This window comes from Microbispora siamensis, from assembly GCF_016863095.1.
GTDB lineage: Bacteria > Actinomycetota > Actinomycetes > Streptosporangiales > Streptosporangiaceae > Microbispora > Microbispora siamensis.
In genome coordinates, this window is record NZ_BOOF01000027.1 from 68,137 (window position 1) to 86,210 (window position 18,074).

Sequence of the window (18,074 nt, forward strand, 5' to 3'; positions counted from 1 at the left end):
ATCACGTCGGTCGATTACACATCGTGCCCGGCATCTGCTACATCCGTGATGGATGAGAAAACAGTATTCTTTTGCCCCAAATCCACAAAGGGGGCAATGTCGTGGCGCAGCAGTACCCTCCCCAGGAGCCACCGGGGGAGAGTTCTCCCTATTCCGGGCCGCCGTATTCGCCGCAACCGGAGGCTGCGCCCGGCTCACCGGACGCACCGCGGTCTCCTGGCGCGGCGCCTGGACCGTACGGTCAGCCGGGGTGGGGCGGACCTGAGGGCGGCGCGTGGCAGCCGGGGCCCGGCGGGGCTCCCTACCCGCCGCCACAGCCGCAGAACGGTTCCAACGGTCCCCAGGCGCCGGGAGGCCGGTATTACGGCGGCCCCTATCCGCCAGGTGGACACCCCCAGGGCCCGGCCGCGTACCCGCAGAACGCCCCGTCCCACGGCCCGGCCCAGCCGGCGAACGTCTCGCCGCAGGGCGGTCCCCATCCTTCCGGCGCGCCGTACGGCGCGGTTCCCGGCGTGCCGCAGGGCGGCGCCGCCTACCCGCCGAACGGCCCATACCCGGGCGGGACGCCCTATCCGCCCGGTGGCCAATTCCAGGATGCGCGGTTCCAGGGCGGTGCGCAGTTCCAGGGCGGTACGCAGTTCCAGGGCGGTGCCGGGCCACAGCCGCAGCCGCAGGCCCCGGCGTGGCCGAACGCGCAGCCCCCCTCTCACGCGGAGCCCTACGCGCAGTCCTACGCGCCCCCGCCGTCCCCCGCCGCTCCGGCGGGCCCGCCTCCCGGCACTGCGTACGGGCCGCCGAACGGGGCGGCGGGCCACCCGGGAGGCCAGGCGTACGCGCCGGGCGGGCTCGCGTACCCGCAGGGCGTCCCGGCATCGCCGGGGAACACGGCGGCCCCATCGCAGGGCATGCCGTTCCAGGCGGCGCCACCCCAGGCACCGCCACACTCGCCGCCGCAGGCACCACCCCAGCCGGCACCGGCCCAGGGGACGCCGTTCCAGGTGCCGCCGCCGCAGGCACCGCCTCAGACGCCGCCGCAGGGGACGGGGTGGGCGCCGCAGCCTCCGCCTCCCCCGCGCGGGCCTGCCGCCCCCTATCCGCCGCCCGCCTGGCGCCCGCCCCGCCGCAAGTCCGGCGCGGGGGCGGTCGTCGGCGCGCTCATGGGCGTGCTGGCGCTGGTCTTCGTGCTCGTCGTGGTCGTGAGCGCGCTGGCCGGCCTGTCGCACCGCGACGAATCGGTCTCGCCGGTCGCGATTCCGACCTTCACCTTCTCGCCGTTCCCCTCCGACGAAGCCACCAGGGACACCGAACCGACCCGGAAGCCCACCTCGAAGCCGACGTCGCAGCCCACGACGCGGCCGACTCCGGTGCTCAACCGCACGACGAAGAACAACACCGTCTATCGGGCCGGGTCGCTGGCGAAGACGAACTGCCGGGCCGGGAACGCCAGCATCTACAACCACGCCCAGTTCAAGGCACTGATCCTCAAGACCGGCGCCTGCATGGGCAAGGCGTGGGCGCCGGCGCTGGAGCGGGTCGGGATCGACTGGAGCCCGCCGAAGTACATGATCGCGGCCCGCAAGGGCAGGGGCGCGTGCGGCGACTATCCCTCCCCCGGCAGCAACGTGCCCTACTACTGCCCGAGCAACGCCACGATCTACGCCTCCACCTCGGCCATGGCGAGGGAGTACGGCTCGCTCGGGTCGTGGAACGGGATCATCATCAGCATGATGGCCCACGAGTACGGCCACCACATCCAGAACCTGTCGGGCATCTCCGACTCCTGGTGGCGGCAGACGCTCGACTCCGGCTCACGCAGCGGCAAGATGGCCCTCAGCCGCCGGCACGAACTGCAGGCGACGTGCTTCGGCGGCATGTTCATGCGGTCGGTCGCCGCCTCGTATCCGATCGACGCCACCCGGCGCAACACGCTCCTGTGGGCGTACAGCCACCTGGGCGACCAGCCGGGAGGGCCGCGCGACCACGGGAACACGCGCAGCAACGCCGCCTGGTTCCGTCAGGGGTACACCCGCCCGATGGCCTACCAGTGCAACACCTGGGTCGTCGGCTCCAGTTCCGTGTCGTGATCGGCCCTCTGATTTACGTCTACCTTGTCCGGATATGGGGGTTAGAATCCCTAGCCACAGCTTCGGAGGAGAGAGCGGTGAACCATGCGAGGCGGGGGTCCCGCTGACGAGGCCGGGGGGCCCGGGGAAGGCCGGCGGCCAGATCAGCGCAGCGGAGACGCAGGCCAGACCAGTGGAGACGCAGGTCAGCCCAGCGGGAACACCGGTCAGCGCGGCGGGGACACAAGCCGGCCCAGGGGCGGCACTGGTCAGCGCAGCGGGGACGCGGCTCAGCGCAGCGGGGACGCGGCTCAGCGCGGCGGAGTCGCAGGTCAGCGTGGTGGGAGTGGGAACGACAGGGAACCCACGACGAGCCCGCCGCCCACATCGGCCGCGCGTCCCAAAGGGCCGCGTTTCGGTCCTCCGCTGACCACCGCCTCCCTGATCGGCTGGACGGCGCTGTCGGCCGTCCTGCCCGGGGCGGCCCACCTGCGGGCGGGCAACCGCCGCACCGGGATCGCGTTGCTGGCGACGTTCGGCGTCGTGCTGGTCACCCTGGTGGTCCTGGTCCTGCGCCTGAAGGACAACGCGGGGGTCGTGCTGCGCGGCAGCACGATGACCGCCGTCATGGCCGGTGCCGCCGCGTGCGCGCTCGCCTGGTTCGCGCTCGTGCTCCTGTCGTTCGTCGCCCTGCGCCCGCAGCGCCTGCCGCAGACCGGGCAGGTGGTGTCCGGCATCGTGGCGGGCGTGCTGTGCGTGGCCGTCATGGCCCCGTTCGCCTTCACCGCGAACACGATCAGGACGGCCAGCCAGTTACTCGACGACGTCACGGCTCCGGTGGAGGGCTCGACCCCCGTGCCCGTGCACGCGGAGGACCCGTGGAACGGCCGTACGCGGGTGAACTTCCTGCTGATCGGCGGGGACGCGGCGGGCAACCGGGTCGGGGTGCGCACCGACTCGATGACCGTGGCCAGCGTGAACATCGCCACCGGCAACACCGTCCTGTTCAGTCTGCCGCGCAACCTCCAGTACGTCCGCTTCCCCCCGACCAGCCCCCTGCACAAGGTGTTCCCCAACGGCTTCAACGCCGAGGGGCAGGGCCTGCTCAACTCCGTCTGGTACTACGCGGACAACAACCCGCAGGTCATGGGCGGCAAGAACAGGGGCGCGCAGGCGTTGAAGGACGCCATCGGCTACACCCTTGGCCTGCACATCGACTACTACGCGATGGTCGACATGTACGGCTTCGCGGCCCTGATCGACGCGGTCGGCGGGCTCAAGATCCGGGTCGAGCAGGACGTCAAGTGGGGCGGGAAGTTCGGCACCGCCGGGACCATCAAGGCCGGTTACCGGACGCTCAACGGCGAGGAGGTGCTCTGGTACGGCCGCTCCCGGGTGGACAGCGACGACTTCTCCCGCATGGCCCGCCAGCGCTGCGTCATCGGCGCGCTCGCGCAGCAGGTCACCCCGGCCACGGTGCTCGCAAACTTCACCAAGATCGCCGCGGCGGCCCGGCACATGTTCCGCACGGACATCCCCCGCGACCTGCTCGAGCACCTCGTCCCGCTCGGCATGAAGGTGCGGAGCGCCAAGATCACGAGCCTCCAGTTCGTGCCGCCGCTCATCTACACGGGCAACCCTGACTGGGCCAAGATCAGGCAGCTGACCAAGGACGCGATCCGGGAGTCGATGTCCGACCGGAACATCGTCGCGGCCACCGCCTCGCCGATGACGTCCGCCGGATCGGCGGCGTCCGCCACCCCCTCCGGCCCGTCCCCGTCCGCGTCGCCGAGCCCGTCCGTCTCCCGTACGCCGGTCGTCGCCGGGGCGAGCCCCCGCAGGACGCCCACGACCAACGACAAGGCGGCCAAGAGCCTGTCGGAGCTGTGCGGCTTCTGAGCCCGGACTTCTGCGCGAGGACTGGCTTCTGACCTGGCGACACCGGAGCGTTTTTCCGCGAAGGCGTGGACGCCGCCATCCGGATGCAGCAAGGTTGTCACGTAACGTATCCACCCAGTCACGATCCGCCTAGTAACGGAGTGGACTCGTCGTGCGCGTACTCATCCAGTTGCGTCCGTCCCCCGACCTGGTCGCCGCCGTCGCCGACCCGTCGGTCCCGTCGATGGCGTCGGACGTGGCCGACGGCCTGCCCGGGGTCGTCCTCGACCACTCGTACGCCCCCGTGGCCGTGCCCCGGCCGATGCCCGCGTCCCCCGGCGGGGACCCGCTGTCGCTCAACCAGCCGCTGGTCTTCTCCATGGCGCCTCAGGACGCCTCGGTCGTGGTCCGCGGGGAGATCGCCGACGACGAGGTCACCAGCAGGGTCGCCCTCCTGCCCGCGGCCCGCCGCGACGTGGTCGCGGTGTACGCCGACCCGGCGATCGAGACCACGCTGACCTGCGGGGGCGATCCCGCCGTCGGCGACTGGCACGACGTCGAACGCCTGCTGCGCGTGCCCGACCTGACGGCCGAGGGGCTGGACGGGTCCGGCGTCCCCCTCGCGGTCATCGACACCGGCATCAACGCGGCGTACGTCAAGTCCGCCCGCGGCCACGACGTGACAGTGGATCACGAACGGAGCTGGAACCCCCAGAGCGTCTCCGGAACCCCGGGGGACTTCCCGGTGGACCACGGCACGATGTGCGCCTTCGACGCGCTGATCGCCGCGCCCAAGGCCTCGCTCGTGGACGTGCCCGTGCTGCTGTCGCGGCGGCAGGGCGGCTCGACGCTCGACGGCCTGCTGTCCGACGCGATCGCCGCGTACGCCCACCTGCGCGAGGTCCTCGACGCGCAGCCGGCCGAGTCGCGGGCGCTCGTGGTGACCAACAGCTGGGGGTCGTTCTCCCCGCGCTGGGACTTCCCGCCCGGGCACCCCGGCAACTACTCCGACAACCCGGCCCATCCGTTCAACCTGATCGTCGGCAGCCTGGCCGAGGCAGGGGCGGACATCCTGTTCGCCGCGGGCAACTGCGGGACGCAGTGCCGCGACAGCAGGTGCGCCTACCCCGACCGGCCCATCGTCGGGGCCAACTCCCATCCCCGCGCGCTGTCGATCGGCGGGATCGACACGACGGGCACGCGGGTGGGCTACTCCTCGCAGGGCCCCGGGCGGCTGGCCGCGCGCAAGCCGGACGTCTGCGCCTACACGCACTTCGCCGGCTCGGGCGCGCTCGGTGACGGCGAGCCCGACTCGGGCACCTCGGCGGCCTGTCCCGTCGCGGCCGGGCTGGTCGCCGCTGTCCGCTCCCGCTGGCCCTCGACGGTGCTGCCGCCCGCCCAGCTCCGGACCCTGCTCCGCCGGACGGCCGATGATCGCAGTGCCGTAGGGTATGACCACGACTACGGGTACGGCGTGGTGGACGCCGCCGGCATCATCGCCGCGCTGCGCCGCCGAGCCGCGAAAGCGGCCTGAAACCACAGCGCCGCGAAAGCGGCTGAAACCACAGCGCCGCGAAGGCGGCCTGAAAGCACAGCGCCGCAGACGTCCAGCAGGGGGAGGCGGGGCCGGTGGCCGAGGTGCTCATCACCGTGCGGCTCGCCGCGCCCGCGACGCTGGAGGAGGCGATGCGGCGGCTCGGCCTCGCCGAGGACGAGGTCGACACCGCGTACGGCCTGGTGCCGGTCGATCCCGGCAGGAACCTGTACGTCCTGCGGGTGGCGGAGGAAGCCGGGCGGCGCGTCGGCGACTCGGGCACCGGGACGGCGGACGGCGGGCCGTACTCCGATCCGCCCATCGAGCCCTACGGCCCGCCGCGATGACCGCTCCCCTCTGGGTGGTGTCCGGTCCGCCGGGCGCGGGCAAGTCGACCGTCTGCGACCTGCTGCTGGCCCGCCTCGACCCCGTGCCCGCCCTGCTGGACAAGGACACGATGTACGGCGGCTTCGTCGAGGCCACGCTCGCCGCGTACGGCAGGCCGCCGGGCGAGCGTGAGGGGCCGTGGTACGACGAGCACGTCAAGCGGCACGAGTATGCCGGCATGACGGCGACGGCCAGGGAGATCCGCTCCCACGGCTGCCCGGTGATGCTCGGCGGGCCCTTCACCTCCCAGGTGCACGACGCGGCGCTCTGGCACGCGTGGGTGGACGCGCTGGGCGGGCCCGAGGTGCGTCTGGTCTGGATCCGCTCCGACGGCCCGACACTGCGTGAGCGGCTGATCCGCCGGGGCCTCGCCAGGGACGGGCAGAAGCTGGAGAGGTTCGCCGAATACCTGCGCGCCATCCGCGTCGACGAACCGCCCGCCGTGCCGTACGACGAGGTCGACAACCGCCTCGGCGCGCCCCCGCTGGAGGCCCAGATCGACCGGCTGCTGGCGAGGACCTAGCCAGGGGCCGCCTTCAGGATGCCGGCCGCGCCCCCTCCGGTAGCGGTGAGCGCTCCGGGAAGGCGTGGAACGCCTGGATCACGAGCGCGGCGAAGCGCCGGGACGCCGCGACCCGGGCGGCCGCCGATGTGGCGCGGATGCCCCTGTGGGCCGTGAGCATGAGGATCAGGTCGTCGAGGACGAAGTCGGCGCGTAGGTGACCCGTCTTCTTGGCCCGGCGGGCGAGTTCGGCGAGCGCGTTCAGCGTCTGCTCACGGCTCGCCGCGAGATCCACCTCCTTGGGGTGGGCCGACATGAAGGCTTCGGTGAAGCCTCGGTTGCGGGCGTGCAGTTCGCAGATCTTCTCTATCACGAGGCAGAAACCGCGCCACGGATCCGGGTCGGCACGCCCCTCGTCGACGATGGCGTGGCACGCGCGCATCTCGTCCGTGAAGGCCTCGGTGACCAGCACCTGTTTGGTCGGGAAACGGCGATACAGGGTGGCGGGACCGACTCCGGCGTGCCGGGCGATCTCCCGCATCGAGACGTCCAGACCCTCGGCGGCGAACAGCGCGCGGGCCGCGTAGAGGATGCGCTCACGGTTGTCCAGGGCGTCGGACCGCAGGTTGTGAGGCAAACGACCGGTCACCGCTCTCACTTTAGCCAAACGGACGGTGGTGTCCGTTACGGTCCCGAGGCAGTACCGATCGATCCAGGAATGTGGAGACGACCTTGAAAGCAGTGGTGATCCAGGCGTTCGGAAGTCCCGAAGGTTTGGCGGTCATCGACCTCCCCGCCCCGGCTCCCGCCGCCGGACAGGTGCTGATCGCCACCGAGGCGATCGGCGTCGGCGGCGTGGACGCCGTGATCCGGAGCGGTGCTCTGGCCGCCTACGGTTTCGCGGAAGGGCACATCCCCGGCAGCGAGGTGGCGGGCACCGTGACCGCCGTCGGCGACGACGTCGACACCTCATGGATCGGGCAGCGGGTGTGGGCGTTCACCGGTGTGGGCGGCGGCTACGTCGAACAGGCGATCGCTCCGGTCGAGGAGATCCTTCCCCTCCCCGCGAACCTGTCCGCCGTCCACGCGGTGACGCTCGGGAGCTCCGGTGTGGTGGCCCACTTCGGCCTTTCCCATGCCCACTTCGCTCCCGGCGAGTCGGTGCTGGTGCGCGGTGCGGCCGGCAGCATCGGGATCATGACGGTTCAGCTCGCGGCTCGTGGCGGTGCCGGAGCGGTGGCGGTCACGACGTCGTCGGCCGAGCGCGGCGAGCGCCTGCGCACGCTCGGCGCGACCCACGTGCTGGACCGCTCCGGCGAGGGAGGCGAGGCGGCTCCCGCGGGCTACGACGTCATCATCGACGTCGTCGCCGGCCCGGACATGCCGTCCTTCTTCGACAAGCTCAACCCCAACGGCCGCCTGGTGGCCGTCGGCGCGGTCGGAGGCCAGCCGCCGGCGGACTTCGGCACGACGATGATGGCGGCGTTCCGGAAGTCGATGTCGTTCGCCACCTTCAGCGCCGACACGGTGGCCGGACCCGCTCGGCGTGCCGTGCGGATCGAGCAGTTCGCCGCCGCGGGTCGCGGCGCGCTGCACACGGTGGTGCACGAGGTGCTGCCGTTGGAGCAGGCCGTGTCGGCGCACCGGAAGATGGACGCCGGCGAGGTGTTCGGCAGGATCGTGCTCACGCCGTAGCCCTCGCCGCTCACGCCGCTCGCCGGTCACATGATCTCGTGGCCGTACGCGGTGGCGAGCGGCCGCAGGTCGGGGACGCCGAAGGCGGCGCACATCGACGCGAACGTCTCGGCCTTGTCCTCGCCGTACCGGCGGACGTGTGCCGCGTACGCGCCGGCGGTGACGAATCTCGGCGGGTCGGTCTTGCTGTGGAACTTGTCCGCGAACATCACGAGCTCTTCCTCGGCCGACTCCGCGAGATAGTCGCGGGGAGGCAGCGGCAGGCCCTGTCGCAGCACGTCCTCCCGGCTGATCCCCACACCCGTGTGGTGAGAGCAGAACCGGCACAGGATCTCGGGTAAGCCCTCCCCGCGGAGCAGTTCGTGGCCGAGGATTCCGTGGCGCACGTATCCGGCGTGGTCGAGCCGTCCGTCCTCGTCGTAGAGCCGGTAGACCCCGATGTCGTGCAGCAGGCTTCCGGCCCGCACCAACTCGGCGTCGACGTCGAGTCCGGCGCGGTCGGCCAGTCGCAGGGCGATCGCGCAGACGATCTCGCAGTGGGTGTGCACGAGCTCGAACGCCTCCTCCGTGGGCGCGTGTCTCGCGTGCAGTGCGCGGATCTCAGCGTCCGTCGGAAGCCGCATGCGGCGGAGTCTAGCAAGCGACGATCATGGGCGATCAGGTTCCCCGACGTCAGGAGGGCACCCGTTCGCCCAGGCTCTCGCGCAGCCCCCTGATCTCCTCGCGCAGGGCCGACAGCTCGGCGAGTGTCGAGCGGTCGTCCCTCGCCTCCTCCTCCATAGCGCTCACCACGACCGCGATGAAGAGGTTCAGCACGACGAACGTGCAGACCAGCACGAACACGACGAAGTAGATCCACGACGAGGGATGGCTCTCCATCAACTCGCGGTTGATATCCGACCAGCCGTCCCCCGTCATGACCTGGAACAGCGTGTACAGCGACGTGGGCAGGTCGCCGAAGTACTCGGGCGCGGCGGCGCCGTACAGCTTGGTGCCCATGACGGCGGCGACGTACAGGACGAGGCCGAGCAGGACGACGATCGAGGTCATCCCGGGAATGGCGGTGAGCAGCGCGGAGACCACCCGGCGCAGCGACGGCACCACCGAGATCAGCCGCAGCGCCCGCAGGACGCGCAGGGCTCGCAGCACCGACAGGCCGCCCGCGGTGGGCAGGAACGAGAAGCCGATGATCAGCAGGTCGAAGACGTTCCAGGCGTCGCGGAGGAACCGCCACCCGTAGACGTAGATCTTGGCGAGGATCTCCGCCACGAAGACGTACAGGGCGACGTGGTCGGCGACGTGCAGTTCCGTGCCGTAACGGGCGACCGCCTCGGCGGAGGTCTCGACGCCCAGCGTGGCCGCATTGAAGAGGATCACCACGGTGATCGCCTGCTGGAACCGCCGCGACTCGATCAGGCGGCGGACACGTTCACGCACGAAGGACTCCTGGGGGGCCATGAAAGATCGGCAAGAGCCTAGTGCCACCGCCCGACATATCCGTTCCCCGTCGGCCTGGAGCGCTCCGGTGCTCGGTGTTCGATCCGCTCACGTCGCGCCGGCCGTCACCGCACGGCGAGGCGGCGCGTACGGCGGCTGGGGGGCCTCAGCACCCAGGACAGCGCGGTCAGTGCGGTCAGGATGGCGAGCACCCACACCTCGCCCAGGGCGTACCCGGTGGTCAGATGGGAGAAGACAGCCCCGGTGTAGGTGTAGAAGGCGCCCGCGTAGGCCCATTCCTTGACCAGCGCGCGACGCGGGACGAGCAGGGCGATCGCGCCCAGCACCTTCCAGGTCCCCAGCAGCACCAGGAAGTAGGGCGGATAGCCCAGGTGTGTCACCAGGTCGCGGACCTGCGGAATCCGCGCGATGTCCCAGATGCCGCCGACCGCCAGTTCGGCCGTTACCGCTGCGGTGGCCATCCAGTAGCCGGCCGCTCGCACGTACGCGCTGCGCCTGGTGCTGCCCGAGGTCGGTTCCATGAGATGCTCCTTGTCACATCCGAGCGGGCTCCGGGTTCATCGCCATGAACCCCGACGGCGGAAGGATGTGACCGATGGACGAGGCCGGGCTGGCAGTGCTCTTCGAGGAGCAGCGGCCCCATCTGCGGGCGGTCGCCTACCGGATGCTGGGCACGCACACGGAAGCGGACGACGCGGTGCAGAACGCATGGCTGCGTCTCAGCGGCGCCGACACCGCCGAGGTGGCCAACCTCGCCGGATGGCTGACCACCGTCGTCGCCCGGGAGTGCCTCAAGATGCTGCGCGCCCGCCGGAACCGCCGCGAGGAGCCCCTCATTGACACCACTGCCGAGCTCTCCGCCGGAGGCCACGACGCCGGCGATCCCGAAGCCGAAGCCCTGCTGGCCGACTCGATCGGTCCCGCGCTGATGGTCGTGCTCGACAGCCTCGCCCCCGCCGAGCGGCTCGCCTTCGTCCTGCACGACGTCTTCGCCGTGCCCTTCGACGAGATCGCCGCCATCCTCGAAAGGTCCCCGGCCGCCACCCGTCAGCTCACCAGCCGCGCCCGCAGACGGGTCGTGGGCGCGACCCCACCCCGGCAGGTGGACATCATCCGCCAGCGGCAGGTCGTCCAGGCCTTCCTCTCAGCGCTGCGGCACGGTGACTTCGACGGGCTCCTCGCCGTGCTCGATCCCGATGTCCTCCTCCGGGACGGCGGCGCAGAGCTGGTGCGGGGTGCGCGGGCCGTGGGCGCCCACGCGCTCACCTACTCGCGCGCCGCCAGGTTCGTACGGCCCGCGCTGGTGGACGGGACCGTGGGTCTCGCGATCGTCCCGCAAGGACGCCTCATCGGGGCACTCGGTTTCACCTTCGACCACGGCAAGATCGCCGTGATCGAGCTGATCAACGATCCCGGACGCCTAGGGCACGTCGACCTGGCGCCTCTCCGCTCTTGACCGCGGGGGCGGACTTCAGCGGGCGGCGGCGTCGATGGCCTGGGCCGACAGGACGTGGTCCAGGACCATGAGGGCGCAGCCGGTGATGCCCGCGCCGGGCCCGAGGCGGCTGCGCTCGATGCGCAGGCTGCGGGTGGCGAGCTGGGTGGAGCGGCGGTAGACGACCTCGCGCACGCCGGACACGAGCGGCTGGAACATCTCGGCGACGTCGCCGCCGAGGACCACGACGGCGGGGTTGAGCAGGTTGACCGCGCCCGAGATGACCTCGCCGAGCCAGCGGCCGGCCTGCCGCACCACGGCCATGGTCTCCGCGTCGCCGGCCCGGACCAGGGCGGTCACGTCGGCGAGCGACATCACGTCGCGGCCCTTGGCCCTCAGGTCGCGCAGGATCGCGGTGCCGCTGGCGACCGAGTCGACGCAGTCGAGGTTGCCGCAGCGGCACAGCACGCCCCCGCCGTCCCGCACGGGAATGTGCCCGATCTCCCCGGCCGCGCCGAGCGCGCCGCGCAGGATGCCGCCGCCGGAGATCACGCCAGCGCCGATGCGGGTGGAGACCTTCACGAACAGCAGGTCGTCGAGTTCGGAGGCGTAGACGACCCGGTGCTCGCCCATCGCGATGACGTTCACGTCGTTGTCCACGAGCACCGGCACGCGGAACCGCTCGGCGATGATCGGCGGGATCACCACGCCGGTCCAGCTCGCCATCACGCGGGCGCTCTCGACCCGTCCTGCGGCGAACTCCACGGTCGCCGGCACGCCCAGCCCGATGCCGACGACGTCGTCCCGCCCGTCGAGCAGCTTCTCCCACGTGTCCATGAGCAGGGGCAGGACGACGCCCGGCCCCTCCTCGACGTCGATGTCCAGGTCGGTGCGCTGCAGCACCTCGCCCGCGAGGTCGCACAGCGCGATCTGGGTGCGGCGGGCGCCGAGCGAGGCCACCGGGACGACTCCCCCGGAGGCGGCGAAACGCAGCCGTACGGGCGGGCGGCCCCCGGTGGACGGCCCCTCGGCGTCCTCCACGATCAGCCCGCGCTGGAGCAGGTCGGCGACGCGGTGCGCGACGGCCGGGCGGGACAGGCCCGTCACGCGGCCGATGTCGGCGCGCGTCACCGCCTCCCCGCTCCGGATGAGCTGGAGGACCTCGCCGGTGGTGGCTAAACGTGACATCGAGCGTAAGTGAAGCACAGAAGCTCACCGAAGTTCAATGACTTATTCATTTCGAGTTACATAAGTGGGCTTGAAAAGTCGCATAACTTCCCGATACTGTCCCATCCGTGCCTGATCGACACCTGGTGCCCGATCAACGGATCGGGGGCCGGACGTGCCGCCGGGCGCACGTTCCGGGACGAAGGTCCCGGGGCGAGTTGGACCCCGCCTCGCGGCGGCCCCGGCAGGAGGAGGACCTTCCGTGACGAACCCCGTTATCACCGAGGTCACCGAGCGCGTGGTCGTGCGCAGCCGGGAAAGCCGCAGGGCCTACCTGGAGCGGGTGCGCCGTGCCGGGGCCGAGCTGCGTGAGCGGGGGCCGGCCCGGGGGCGGCTCGGCTGCGCCAACCTGGCCCACGGCTTCGCCGCCGCGCCCGCCGAGGACAAGCTCGACCTGCGCGGTACGGCGAAGCCCGGCGTGGCCATCGTGACGTCGTACAACGACATGCTGTCGGCGCACCAGCCGTACGAGACCTACCCGCCGGAGCTGAAGCGGGCGGTCCGGGAGGCGGGCGGCGTGGCGCAGGTCGCGGGCGGCGTGCCCGCGATGTGCGACGGCATCACCCAGGGCCGGGCGGGCATGGAGCTGTCGCTCTACAGCCGCGACGTGATCGCGATGGCGACCGCGATCGCGCTGTCGCACGACATGTTCGACGCGGCCCTGCTGCTCGGGGTCTGCGACAAGATCGTTCCGGGACTGCTCATCGGCGCCTTATGCTTCGGGCACCTACCGGCGATATTCGTCCCCGCCGGGCCGATGGCCTCCGGCCTGCCGAACAAGGTCAAGGCCAGGGCGCGGCAGGCCTTCGCCGAGGGCAAGATCGGCCGCCTGGAGATGCTCGACGCCGAGGCGGCGTCCTACCACTCCCCCGGCACCTGCACGTTCTACGGCACCGCCAACTCCAACCAGCTCCTCATGGAGGTCATGGGCCTCCACCTGCCGGGGGCGACGTTCGTCAACCCGCACACCGAGCTGCGGCACGCGCTGACCGCGGCGGCGGCGCGGCGGGCGGTCGAGATCACCCCGCACGGCGAGGAGTACACCCCCGTCGCCGAGGTCGTGGACGAGAAGGCGATCGTCAACGCGGTCGTCGCGCTGCTCGCCTCCGGCGGCTCCACCAACCACACGATGCACCTGGTCGCCATGGCGGCGGCCGCCGGCATCGAGCTGACCTGGGACGACATGGCGGCCCTGTCCAAGGTCGTGCCGCTGATCACCCGCATGTACCCCAACGGCCAGGCGGACGTGAACCACTTCCAGGCCGCGGGCGGCATGGCGGTGTTCATCGGCGACCTGCTGGACGCCGGGCTGCTCCACGAGGACGTGCTCACGGTCGCCGGGCGCGGCCTCGGCCTCTACCGGTCCGCCCCCGCTCTCAAGGAGGGCGGGCTGGCCTGGGAGGAGCGGACCGAGCCCAGCGCCGACACCGAGGTCCTGCGGCCGGTCGCCGAGCCGTTCTCCCCCGACGGTGGCATCCACATGCTGTCGGGCAACCTGGGCCGGGCGGTGAGCAAGGTCTCCGCCGTCAAGCCCGAGCACCTGGTGATCGAGGCCCCCGCCAAGGTGTTCGACGACCAGCTCGACCTGCTCGCCGCGTTCGAGCGGGGCGAGCTCGACGGGCAGGACTTCGTCGCGGTGGTCCGCTACCAGGGCCCCCGGGCCAACGGCATGCCGGAGCTGCACAAGCTCACGCCGCCGCTGGCCGTCCTGCTCGACCGCGGCCAGAAGGTGGCCATCGTCACCGACGGCCGCATGTCCGGCGCCTCGGGGAAGGTCCCCGCGGCGATCCACCTGTCTCCCGAGGCCGCCGACGGCGGGCCGATCGCGCTGCTGCGGGACGGCGACGTGATCCGCCTCGACTCGGCCGCCGGGACCCTCACCGTGCTCGCCGACCTCACCGGGCGCACGCCGCAGGGCGCACCGCTGACCGACGAGCAGTGGGCCGGCACCGGCCGCGAGCTGTTCGCCTCCTTCCGCCGCTCGGTCGGCCCGGCCGAGCGCGGGGCGAGCGTCTTCGGAGGTGCCGCGTGAGCCTTCCCTGGCTGGTCGCGGACATCGGCGGAACCAACGCCAGGTTCGGTTTGGTGACCCGGCCCGGAGGGCAGCCGGAGGCGGTAGCCGTACTCGACGTTTCCCAGCATCTCGGCCTTGCCGATGCCGTAGCCGCCTATCTCGCAGACCATGCGGGCGGAGTTCGGCCGGGGGCCGCGTGCCTGGCGATCGCCGGTCCGGTCGACAGAGACCGGTACCGGCTGACGAACGCGGGATGGTCGGGATCCGTGGAGGAGCTCGGCATCCCGCGTACGGTGCTGCTCAACGACTTCGAGGCGCTGGCGATCTCGCTGCCGCATCTGGCGGGGGACGACCTCGTGCCGCTCGGCGGCCCGCCGCCGACCGCCGGCCTGACGAAGGCCGTGCTCGGACCCGGCACCGGGCTCGGCGTGGCCGGTCTTGTCCCCGTACGGGAGGGCTGGCAGCCGGTGCCCGGCGAGGGCGGGCACGTGGCGGTCCCCGCCGTCACGGACCTGGAGATGGAGATCGTCAGGGCGCTGCGCGCGGACGGCCTGCCGTACGTGGACGCCGAGCACCTGCTGTCGGGCACCGGGCTGCCGCGCCTGCACCGCGGGCTCGCGCTCGTGCGCGGCGTCGTGCCAGAGGCCCGCACGGCGGCGCAGATCACCTCCTCGGACGACCCGCTGTGCGCCGAGACCGTGGAGGTCTTCCTCGCCCTGCTCGGCGGCTTCGCCGGCGGCGTGGCGCTCACCCTGGGCGCGCGGGGCGGGGTCTACCTGGGCGGCGGCGTGCTGCCCCGCCTGGTCTCGCGGATCCCCGGCAGCGCGTTCCGGGCCCGGTTCGAGACGACCGCGCCGGCGCTGACGGAGTACGCCGCCGCGATCGCCACCTCACTGATCATCGCCGAGCAACCCGCGCTGACGGGTGCGGCCGCCTGGCTCGCCCAACGAAACCCCGATGTGGAGTTTGTATGAGCAACCTTCTCGACCTCGCGCCGGTCGTCCCGGTGGTCGTCCTCGACGACGCCGAGAGCGCCGTCCCCCTCGCCCGGGCTCTGGTGGCGGGCGGGCTGCCGGTCATCGAGGTCACGCTGCGCACCCCGGCCGCCCTCGACGCGATCCGGCGGATCGCCGCCGAGGTGCCGGAGGCCGTGATCGGCGCGGGCACCGTGCGCTCGCCCGAGGACGTGGAGGCCGCGACCGGGGCCGGCGCCCGCTTCCTCGTCTCCCCCGGCACCACGCCCGGCCTGCTCGCGGCCATGCTCGCCGCGGGCGTGCCGTTCCTGCCGGGCGTCGCCACGGCCACCGAGGCGATGACGCTGGCCGAGCGCGGCGTGCGCGAGCTGAAGTTCTTCCCGGCCGAGCCGGCCGGCGGCGTCGCCTACCTCAAGTCGCTGAACGGCCCGCTGCCCGACGTGCGGTTCTGCCCCACGGGCGGGATCACCCCGTCGAACGCGCCGGCCTATCTCGCCCTGCCGAACGTCGGCTGCGTCGGCGGAAGCTGGCTCACGCCGCGCAGCCTGGTGGCGGCGGGCGATTTCGCCAGGATCGAGAAGCTCGCGTCCGAGGCCGCAGCGCTGTGTCCATGAGCGCTGCGCCCGGGCTGTGCCCATGAGCGCTCCCGCCCCGCAAGTGCCCCTGAGCACCTCCTGAGTTTTCCAGCTCGCCGGTCCGTCCTTCCTCCCTCGGCGGAGCCGGTGGCCATGCTCGTGTCCGCGACCCGGGCACGTCCATGGGTGCCGGGCCCGCGACCGCTCACCTGCGGTGGCGGGCCCGGCGTCGTCTCACGAGACAGCGCCCAGCAGGGCGTCCAGGGCGATCGGGTTTTCGTGCGTGCCCTCCGAGGTGCACGCGTGCGCTCCGGCCACGGCGCCCAGCCGTACGCACTCCTCCAGGGACCGGCCGGCCAGGCGGCCGTACAGGAAACCGGACACGAACGCGTCGCCTGCGCCGTTGCTGTCGGCCACAGGGCCGGGCAGCGGCTCGGCCGGGAAGCCGCGGACCTTTCCTTCGGCCAGCACGTGGCAGCCCTCGGCCCCGGCCGTGCACACGACCACCGACGCGCGGCCCCGCTCCGCGATCGCCCGCATGACCTCCTCGCGCCGCCCGCCGAGCTTGGCCGCGGACAGGAAGACCACGTCGGAGGAGTAGGCGAAGTCCTCGTGGTGCGGGTTCTCGCCGTCCCAGTCGTGCAGGTCGGTCGAGACCGTCGTGCCGTCCGGGATGTCGGCGTACACGTGCCGGGCGAAATCCACGATCGAGACGTGGACGTGCCGGGCCGACCGCAGGGCCGGCAGGTAGAGGTCGCGGGGCATCCGCTGGCCGGGGACGACCCTGGGGTCGAAGAGCGAAAGACGCCTGCCGTCCGGGTCCACGAGCAGGACGCTGCGGCGGGTGCCCGCCTCCGACAGGGCGTGGGCGAAGTCCACGCCGCGGGCGGCGAGGTGGTCGCGGATCAGCGCGCCCTGCGGGTCGTCGCCGATCAGGTCGACGAACTTCACGCGCAGGCCGAGGGCGTGGCAGCCGAGCGCGACCCCCGCGCCGGTGTTCCCGATCCGGTCCACGACGGGCGGCACGGCGTACGTGTCGGCGTACGGCAGGGGCAGTTCGGGCACGTAGACGGTCGTGTCGACGCCGGCGCCGCCGACGACCAGGACGTCAAGGGGGTGATCGGTCATTCGCAACGCTCCAGAGGACGTCAGGGGAATCCGGCGCGGTGACCTCGCGCATCCGCCGGAACGGGGCTCAGGGCGATCAGGCCGGTGCGGGCATGCCGGGACCGGCCTCGCGGGTACGCGCGACCGCGCCCGCGCTTCCCGCGGCGGCGGGCGGCGGGCGGCGGGGCTGACGGCAGGGCTCAGCGGTTGACGCGCGGGCCCGAGCTGGTGGAGCCGCGCACCACGAGCTCGGGCTGGTAGACCAGCTCGACGTGCTTGGCCGGGGTGCCGCCGATCTCCTCCAGCAAGGTCTCGACGGCGGCGGCCGCCATCGCGCCGATAGGCTTGCGCACGGTCGTCAGCGGCGGGTCGGTGAACGCCATCAGCGGCGAGTCGTCGAACCCGACGACCGACACGTCCCCCGGCACCGACAGCCCGCGCTCGCGGGCGGCGCGGATCGCGCCGAGCGCCATGAGGTCGCTCGCGCAGAAGATCCCGGTGCAGCCGCGGTCGAGCAAGGCCGCGGCGGCGGCCTGCCCGCCCTCGACGGAGAACAGCGAGTGTTGGATGAGGTCGTCGACGTCGGCCGGGCCGAGCAGCTGCGCCATCGCCTGGCGGAAGCCCTCGATCTTGCGGATGACCGGGACGAAGCGCCGCTGCCCCAGCGCGAGGCCGATGCGCTCGTGCCCGAGGTCCACCAGATGCTGCACGGCCAGGCGCGCGGCGAGCCGGTCGTCGGGCGAGATGAACGGCGCGGGAATGCCCTCGTTGTAGCCGTCCACGAGCACGATCGGCAGCCCCCGGTCGGTGAGCCGGGTGTAGCGGTCCATCCGCGCGGTGGTGTCGGCGTGCAGGCCGGAGACGAAGACGATGCCGGACACGCCCCGGTCGAGGAGCATCTCGGTGAACTCGTCCTCGGGGGCGCCGCCGGGCTCCTGCGTGCACAGGATCGGCGTGTAGCCGTGCTGGATCAGCGACTTCTCCATCGCCTGCGCGAACGCCGGGAAGATCGGGTTGCCGAGCTCCGGGATCACCAGGCCGATCAGGCCGTTGCTGCGCTGGCGCAGCCGCTGCGGCCGCTCGTAGCCCATCAGGTCGAGGGCGGTGAGCACGGCCTGGCGGGTGGCCGGGGAGACCCCCGCCTTGCCGTTGAGCACACGGCTCACCGTCGCCTCGCTGACTCCGGCCTGGGCGGCGATGTCGGCGAGCCGTGTGTTGTTCATGA

18 protein-coding genes are annotated in these 18,074 nt (G+C 72.2%); 10 read left to right on the forward strand and 8 right to left on the reverse strand.

Annotated elements, in window-relative coordinates; genetic code table 11:
• The first annotated feature begins 512 nt into the window (after positions 1-512).
• Positions 513-2,084, forward strand: a complete 1,572-nt coding sequence (locus tag Msi02_RS22230) for a neutral zinc metallopeptidase (protein ID WP_239108601.1) — start codon at positions 513-515, stop codon at positions 2,082-2,084.
• A 311-nt stretch (positions 2,085-2,395) separates the two neighbouring features.
• Here the strand turns inward: Msi02_RS22230 and Msi02_RS43380 are convergent, their stop codons facing one another.
• Positions 2,396-2,617 carry a hypothetical protein gene (locus Msi02_RS43380; RefSeq protein WP_239108602.1) on the reverse strand — a complete coding sequence of 74 codons (222 nt, stop codon included), beginning with the start codon at positions 2,615-2,617 and terminating at the stop codon, positions 2,396-2,398.
• Between Msi02_RS43380 and Msi02_RS22235 the strand changes: the two genes are divergently transcribed.
• From Msi02_RS22235 to Msi02_RS22250, 4 genes are all read left to right on the forward strand, one after another.
• Entirely contained in the window at positions 2,607-3,962 is a 1,356-nt protein-coding gene (locus tag Msi02_RS22235) for an LCP family protein (RefSeq protein WP_239108603.1), read from the forward strand. The two genes, Msi02_RS43380 and Msi02_RS22235, sit on opposite strands and share 11 nt — an antisense overlap.
• Positions 3,963-4,113: 151 nt before the next feature.
• The gene (locus Msi02_RS22240) at positions 4,114-5,475 is read left to right on the forward strand and encodes a S8 family peptidase (RefSeq protein WP_079314545.1); all 1,362 of its coding nucleotides are present in this window, start codon (positions 4,114-4,116) and stop codon (positions 5,473-5,475) included.
• Positions 5,476-5,570: 95 nt separating this feature from the next.
• A complete protein-coding gene (locus tag Msi02_RS22245) occupies positions 5,571-5,822 on the forward strand; it encodes a hypothetical protein (protein ID WP_239108604.1) in 252 nt (83 codons plus the stop codon).
• Entirely contained in the window at positions 5,819-6,385 is a 567-nt protein-coding gene (locus Msi02_RS22250; protein ID WP_204050079.1) for a P-loop nucleotide/nucleoside kinase family protein, read from the forward strand. The genes Msi02_RS22245 and Msi02_RS22250 overlap by 4 nt, the downstream gene beginning before the upstream one ends.
• 13 nt (positions 6,386-6,398) lie before the next feature.
• Here the strand turns inward: Msi02_RS22250 and Msi02_RS22255 are convergent, their stop codons facing one another.
• Positions 6,399-7,013, reverse strand: a complete 615-nt coding sequence (locus tag Msi02_RS22255; RefSeq protein ID WP_239108605.1) for a TetR/AcrR family transcriptional regulator — start codon at positions 7,011-7,013, stop codon at positions 6,399-6,401.
• Positions 7,014-7,105: 92 nt separating this feature from the next.
• Between Msi02_RS22255 and Msi02_RS22260 the strand changes: the two genes are divergently transcribed.
• Positions 7,106-8,059 (forward strand): zinc-dependent alcohol dehydrogenase family protein, encoded by a 954-nt coding sequence (locus Msi02_RS22260; protein WP_239108617.1) that lies wholly within the window; start codon positions 7,106-7,108, stop codon positions 8,057-8,059.
• A gap of 26 nt (positions 8,060-8,085) precedes the next feature.
• Here the strand turns inward: Msi02_RS22260 and Msi02_RS22265 are convergent, their stop codons facing one another.
• From Msi02_RS22265 to Msi02_RS22275, 3 genes are all read right to left on the reverse strand, one after another.
• Positions 8,086-8,682 carry an HD domain-containing protein gene (locus Msi02_RS22265; protein ID WP_204050081.1) on the reverse strand — a complete coding sequence of 199 codons (597 nt, stop codon included), beginning with the start codon at positions 8,680-8,682 and terminating at the stop codon, positions 8,086-8,088.
• Between the two features lie 49 nt (positions 8,683-8,731).
• Positions 8,732-9,496, reverse strand: a complete 765-nt coding sequence (locus tag Msi02_RS22270; protein ID WP_079314560.1) for an ion transporter — start codon at positions 9,494-9,496, stop codon at positions 8,732-8,734.
• Between the two features lie 125 nt (positions 9,497-9,621).
• The gene (locus tag Msi02_RS22275) at positions 9,622-10,038 is read right to left on the reverse strand and encodes a DoxX family protein (RefSeq protein WP_204050082.1); all 417 of its coding nucleotides are present in this window, start codon (positions 10,036-10,038) and stop codon (positions 9,622-9,624) included.
• Between the two features lie 74 nt (positions 10,039-10,112).
• On the opposite strand from Msi02_RS22275, the gene Msi02_RS22280 reads away from it, so the two are divergent.
• On the forward strand, positions 10,113-10,973 hold the full coding sequence (locus tag Msi02_RS22280; RefSeq protein WP_204050083.1) for a sigma-70 family RNA polymerase sigma factor: 861 nt from the start codon (positions 10,113-10,115) through the stop codon (positions 10,971-10,973).
• A gap of 15 nt (positions 10,974-10,988) precedes the next feature.
• On the opposite strand, the gene Msi02_RS22285 is transcribed toward Msi02_RS22280, so the two are convergent.
• Positions 10,989-12,140, reverse strand: a complete 1,152-nt coding sequence (locus Msi02_RS22285) for an ROK family transcriptional regulator (RefSeq protein ID WP_204050084.1) — start codon at positions 12,138-12,140, stop codon at positions 10,989-10,991.
• A 241-nt stretch (positions 12,141-12,381) separates the two neighbouring features.
• Between Msi02_RS22285 and edd the strand changes: the two genes are divergently transcribed.
• From edd to eda, 3 genes are read left to right on the forward strand one after another with little or no spacing between them, the layout of a single operon-like run.
• Positions 12,382-14,211 carry a phosphogluconate dehydratase gene (gene edd / locus Msi02_RS22290; protein ID WP_204050085.1) on the forward strand — a complete coding sequence of 610 codons (1,830 nt, stop codon included), beginning with the start codon at positions 12,382-12,384 and terminating at the stop codon, positions 14,209-14,211.
• Positions 14,208-15,167: a glucokinase gene (locus Msi02_RS22295; RefSeq protein ID WP_204050086.1), complete on the forward strand. Its 960-nt coding sequence runs from the start codon at positions 14,208-14,210 to the stop codon at positions 15,165-15,167. Before edd ends, Msi02_RS22295 begins: the two co-directional genes overlap by 4 nt.
• On the forward strand, positions 15,164-15,781 hold the full coding sequence (gene eda, locus Msi02_RS22300) for a bifunctional 4-hydroxy-2-oxoglutarate aldolase/2-dehydro-3-deoxy-phosphogluconate aldolase (protein ID WP_079314535.1): 618 nt from the start codon (positions 15,164-15,166) through the stop codon (positions 15,779-15,781). Before Msi02_RS22295 ends, eda begins: the two co-directional genes overlap by 4 nt.
• A 195-nt stretch (positions 15,782-15,976) precedes the next feature.
• Here eda and Msi02_RS22305 read toward each other — a convergent pair whose 3' ends face one another.
• On the reverse strand, positions 15,977-16,870 hold the full coding sequence (locus Msi02_RS22305; protein WP_204050087.1) for a carbohydrate kinase family protein: 894 nt from the start codon (positions 16,868-16,870) through the stop codon (positions 15,977-15,979).
• 179 nt (positions 16,871-17,049) lie between these two features.
• A complete protein-coding gene (locus tag Msi02_RS22310) occupies positions 17,050-18,072 on the reverse strand; it encodes a LacI family DNA-binding transcriptional regulator (protein ID WP_204050088.1) in 1,023 nt (340 codons plus the stop codon).
• Positions 18,073-18,074: the final 2 nt, after the last annotated feature.

Excerpts from the sequence above, each read along its gene's own strand:
- Msi02_RS22250 (WP_204050079.1), top strand. The coding sequence starts at position 5,819 with ATGACCGCTCCCCTCTGGGTGGTGTCCGGTCCGCCGGGCGCGGGCAAG.
- Msi02_RS22265 (WP_204050081.1), bottom strand. The coding sequence starts at position 8,682 with ATGCGGCTTCCGACGGACGCTGAGATCCGCGCACTGCACGCGAGACAC.
- Msi02_RS22275 (WP_204050082.1), bottom strand. The coding sequence starts at position 10,038 with ATGGAACCGACCTCGGGCAGCACCAGGCGCAGCGCGTACGTGCGAGCG.
- Msi02_RS22280 (WP_204050083.1), top strand. The coding sequence starts at position 10,113 with ATGGACGAGGCCGGGCTGGCAGTGCTCTTCGAGGAGCAGCGGCCCCAT.
- Msi02_RS22285 (WP_204050084.1), bottom strand. The coding sequence starts at position 12,140 with ATGTCACGTTTAGCCACCACCGGCGAGGTCCTCCAGCTCATCCGGAGC.
- eda (WP_079314535.1), top strand. The coding sequence starts at position 15,164 with ATGAGCAACCTTCTCGACCTCGCGCCGGTCGTCCCGGTGGTCGTCCTC.
- Msi02_RS22305 (WP_204050087.1), bottom strand. The coding sequence starts at position 16,870 with ATGACCGATCACCCCCTTGACGTCCTGGTCGTCGGCGGCGCCGGCGTC.
- Msi02_RS22310 (WP_204050088.1), bottom strand. The coding sequence starts at position 18,072 with ATGAACAACACACGGCTCGCCGACATCGCCGCCCAGGCCGGAGTCAGC.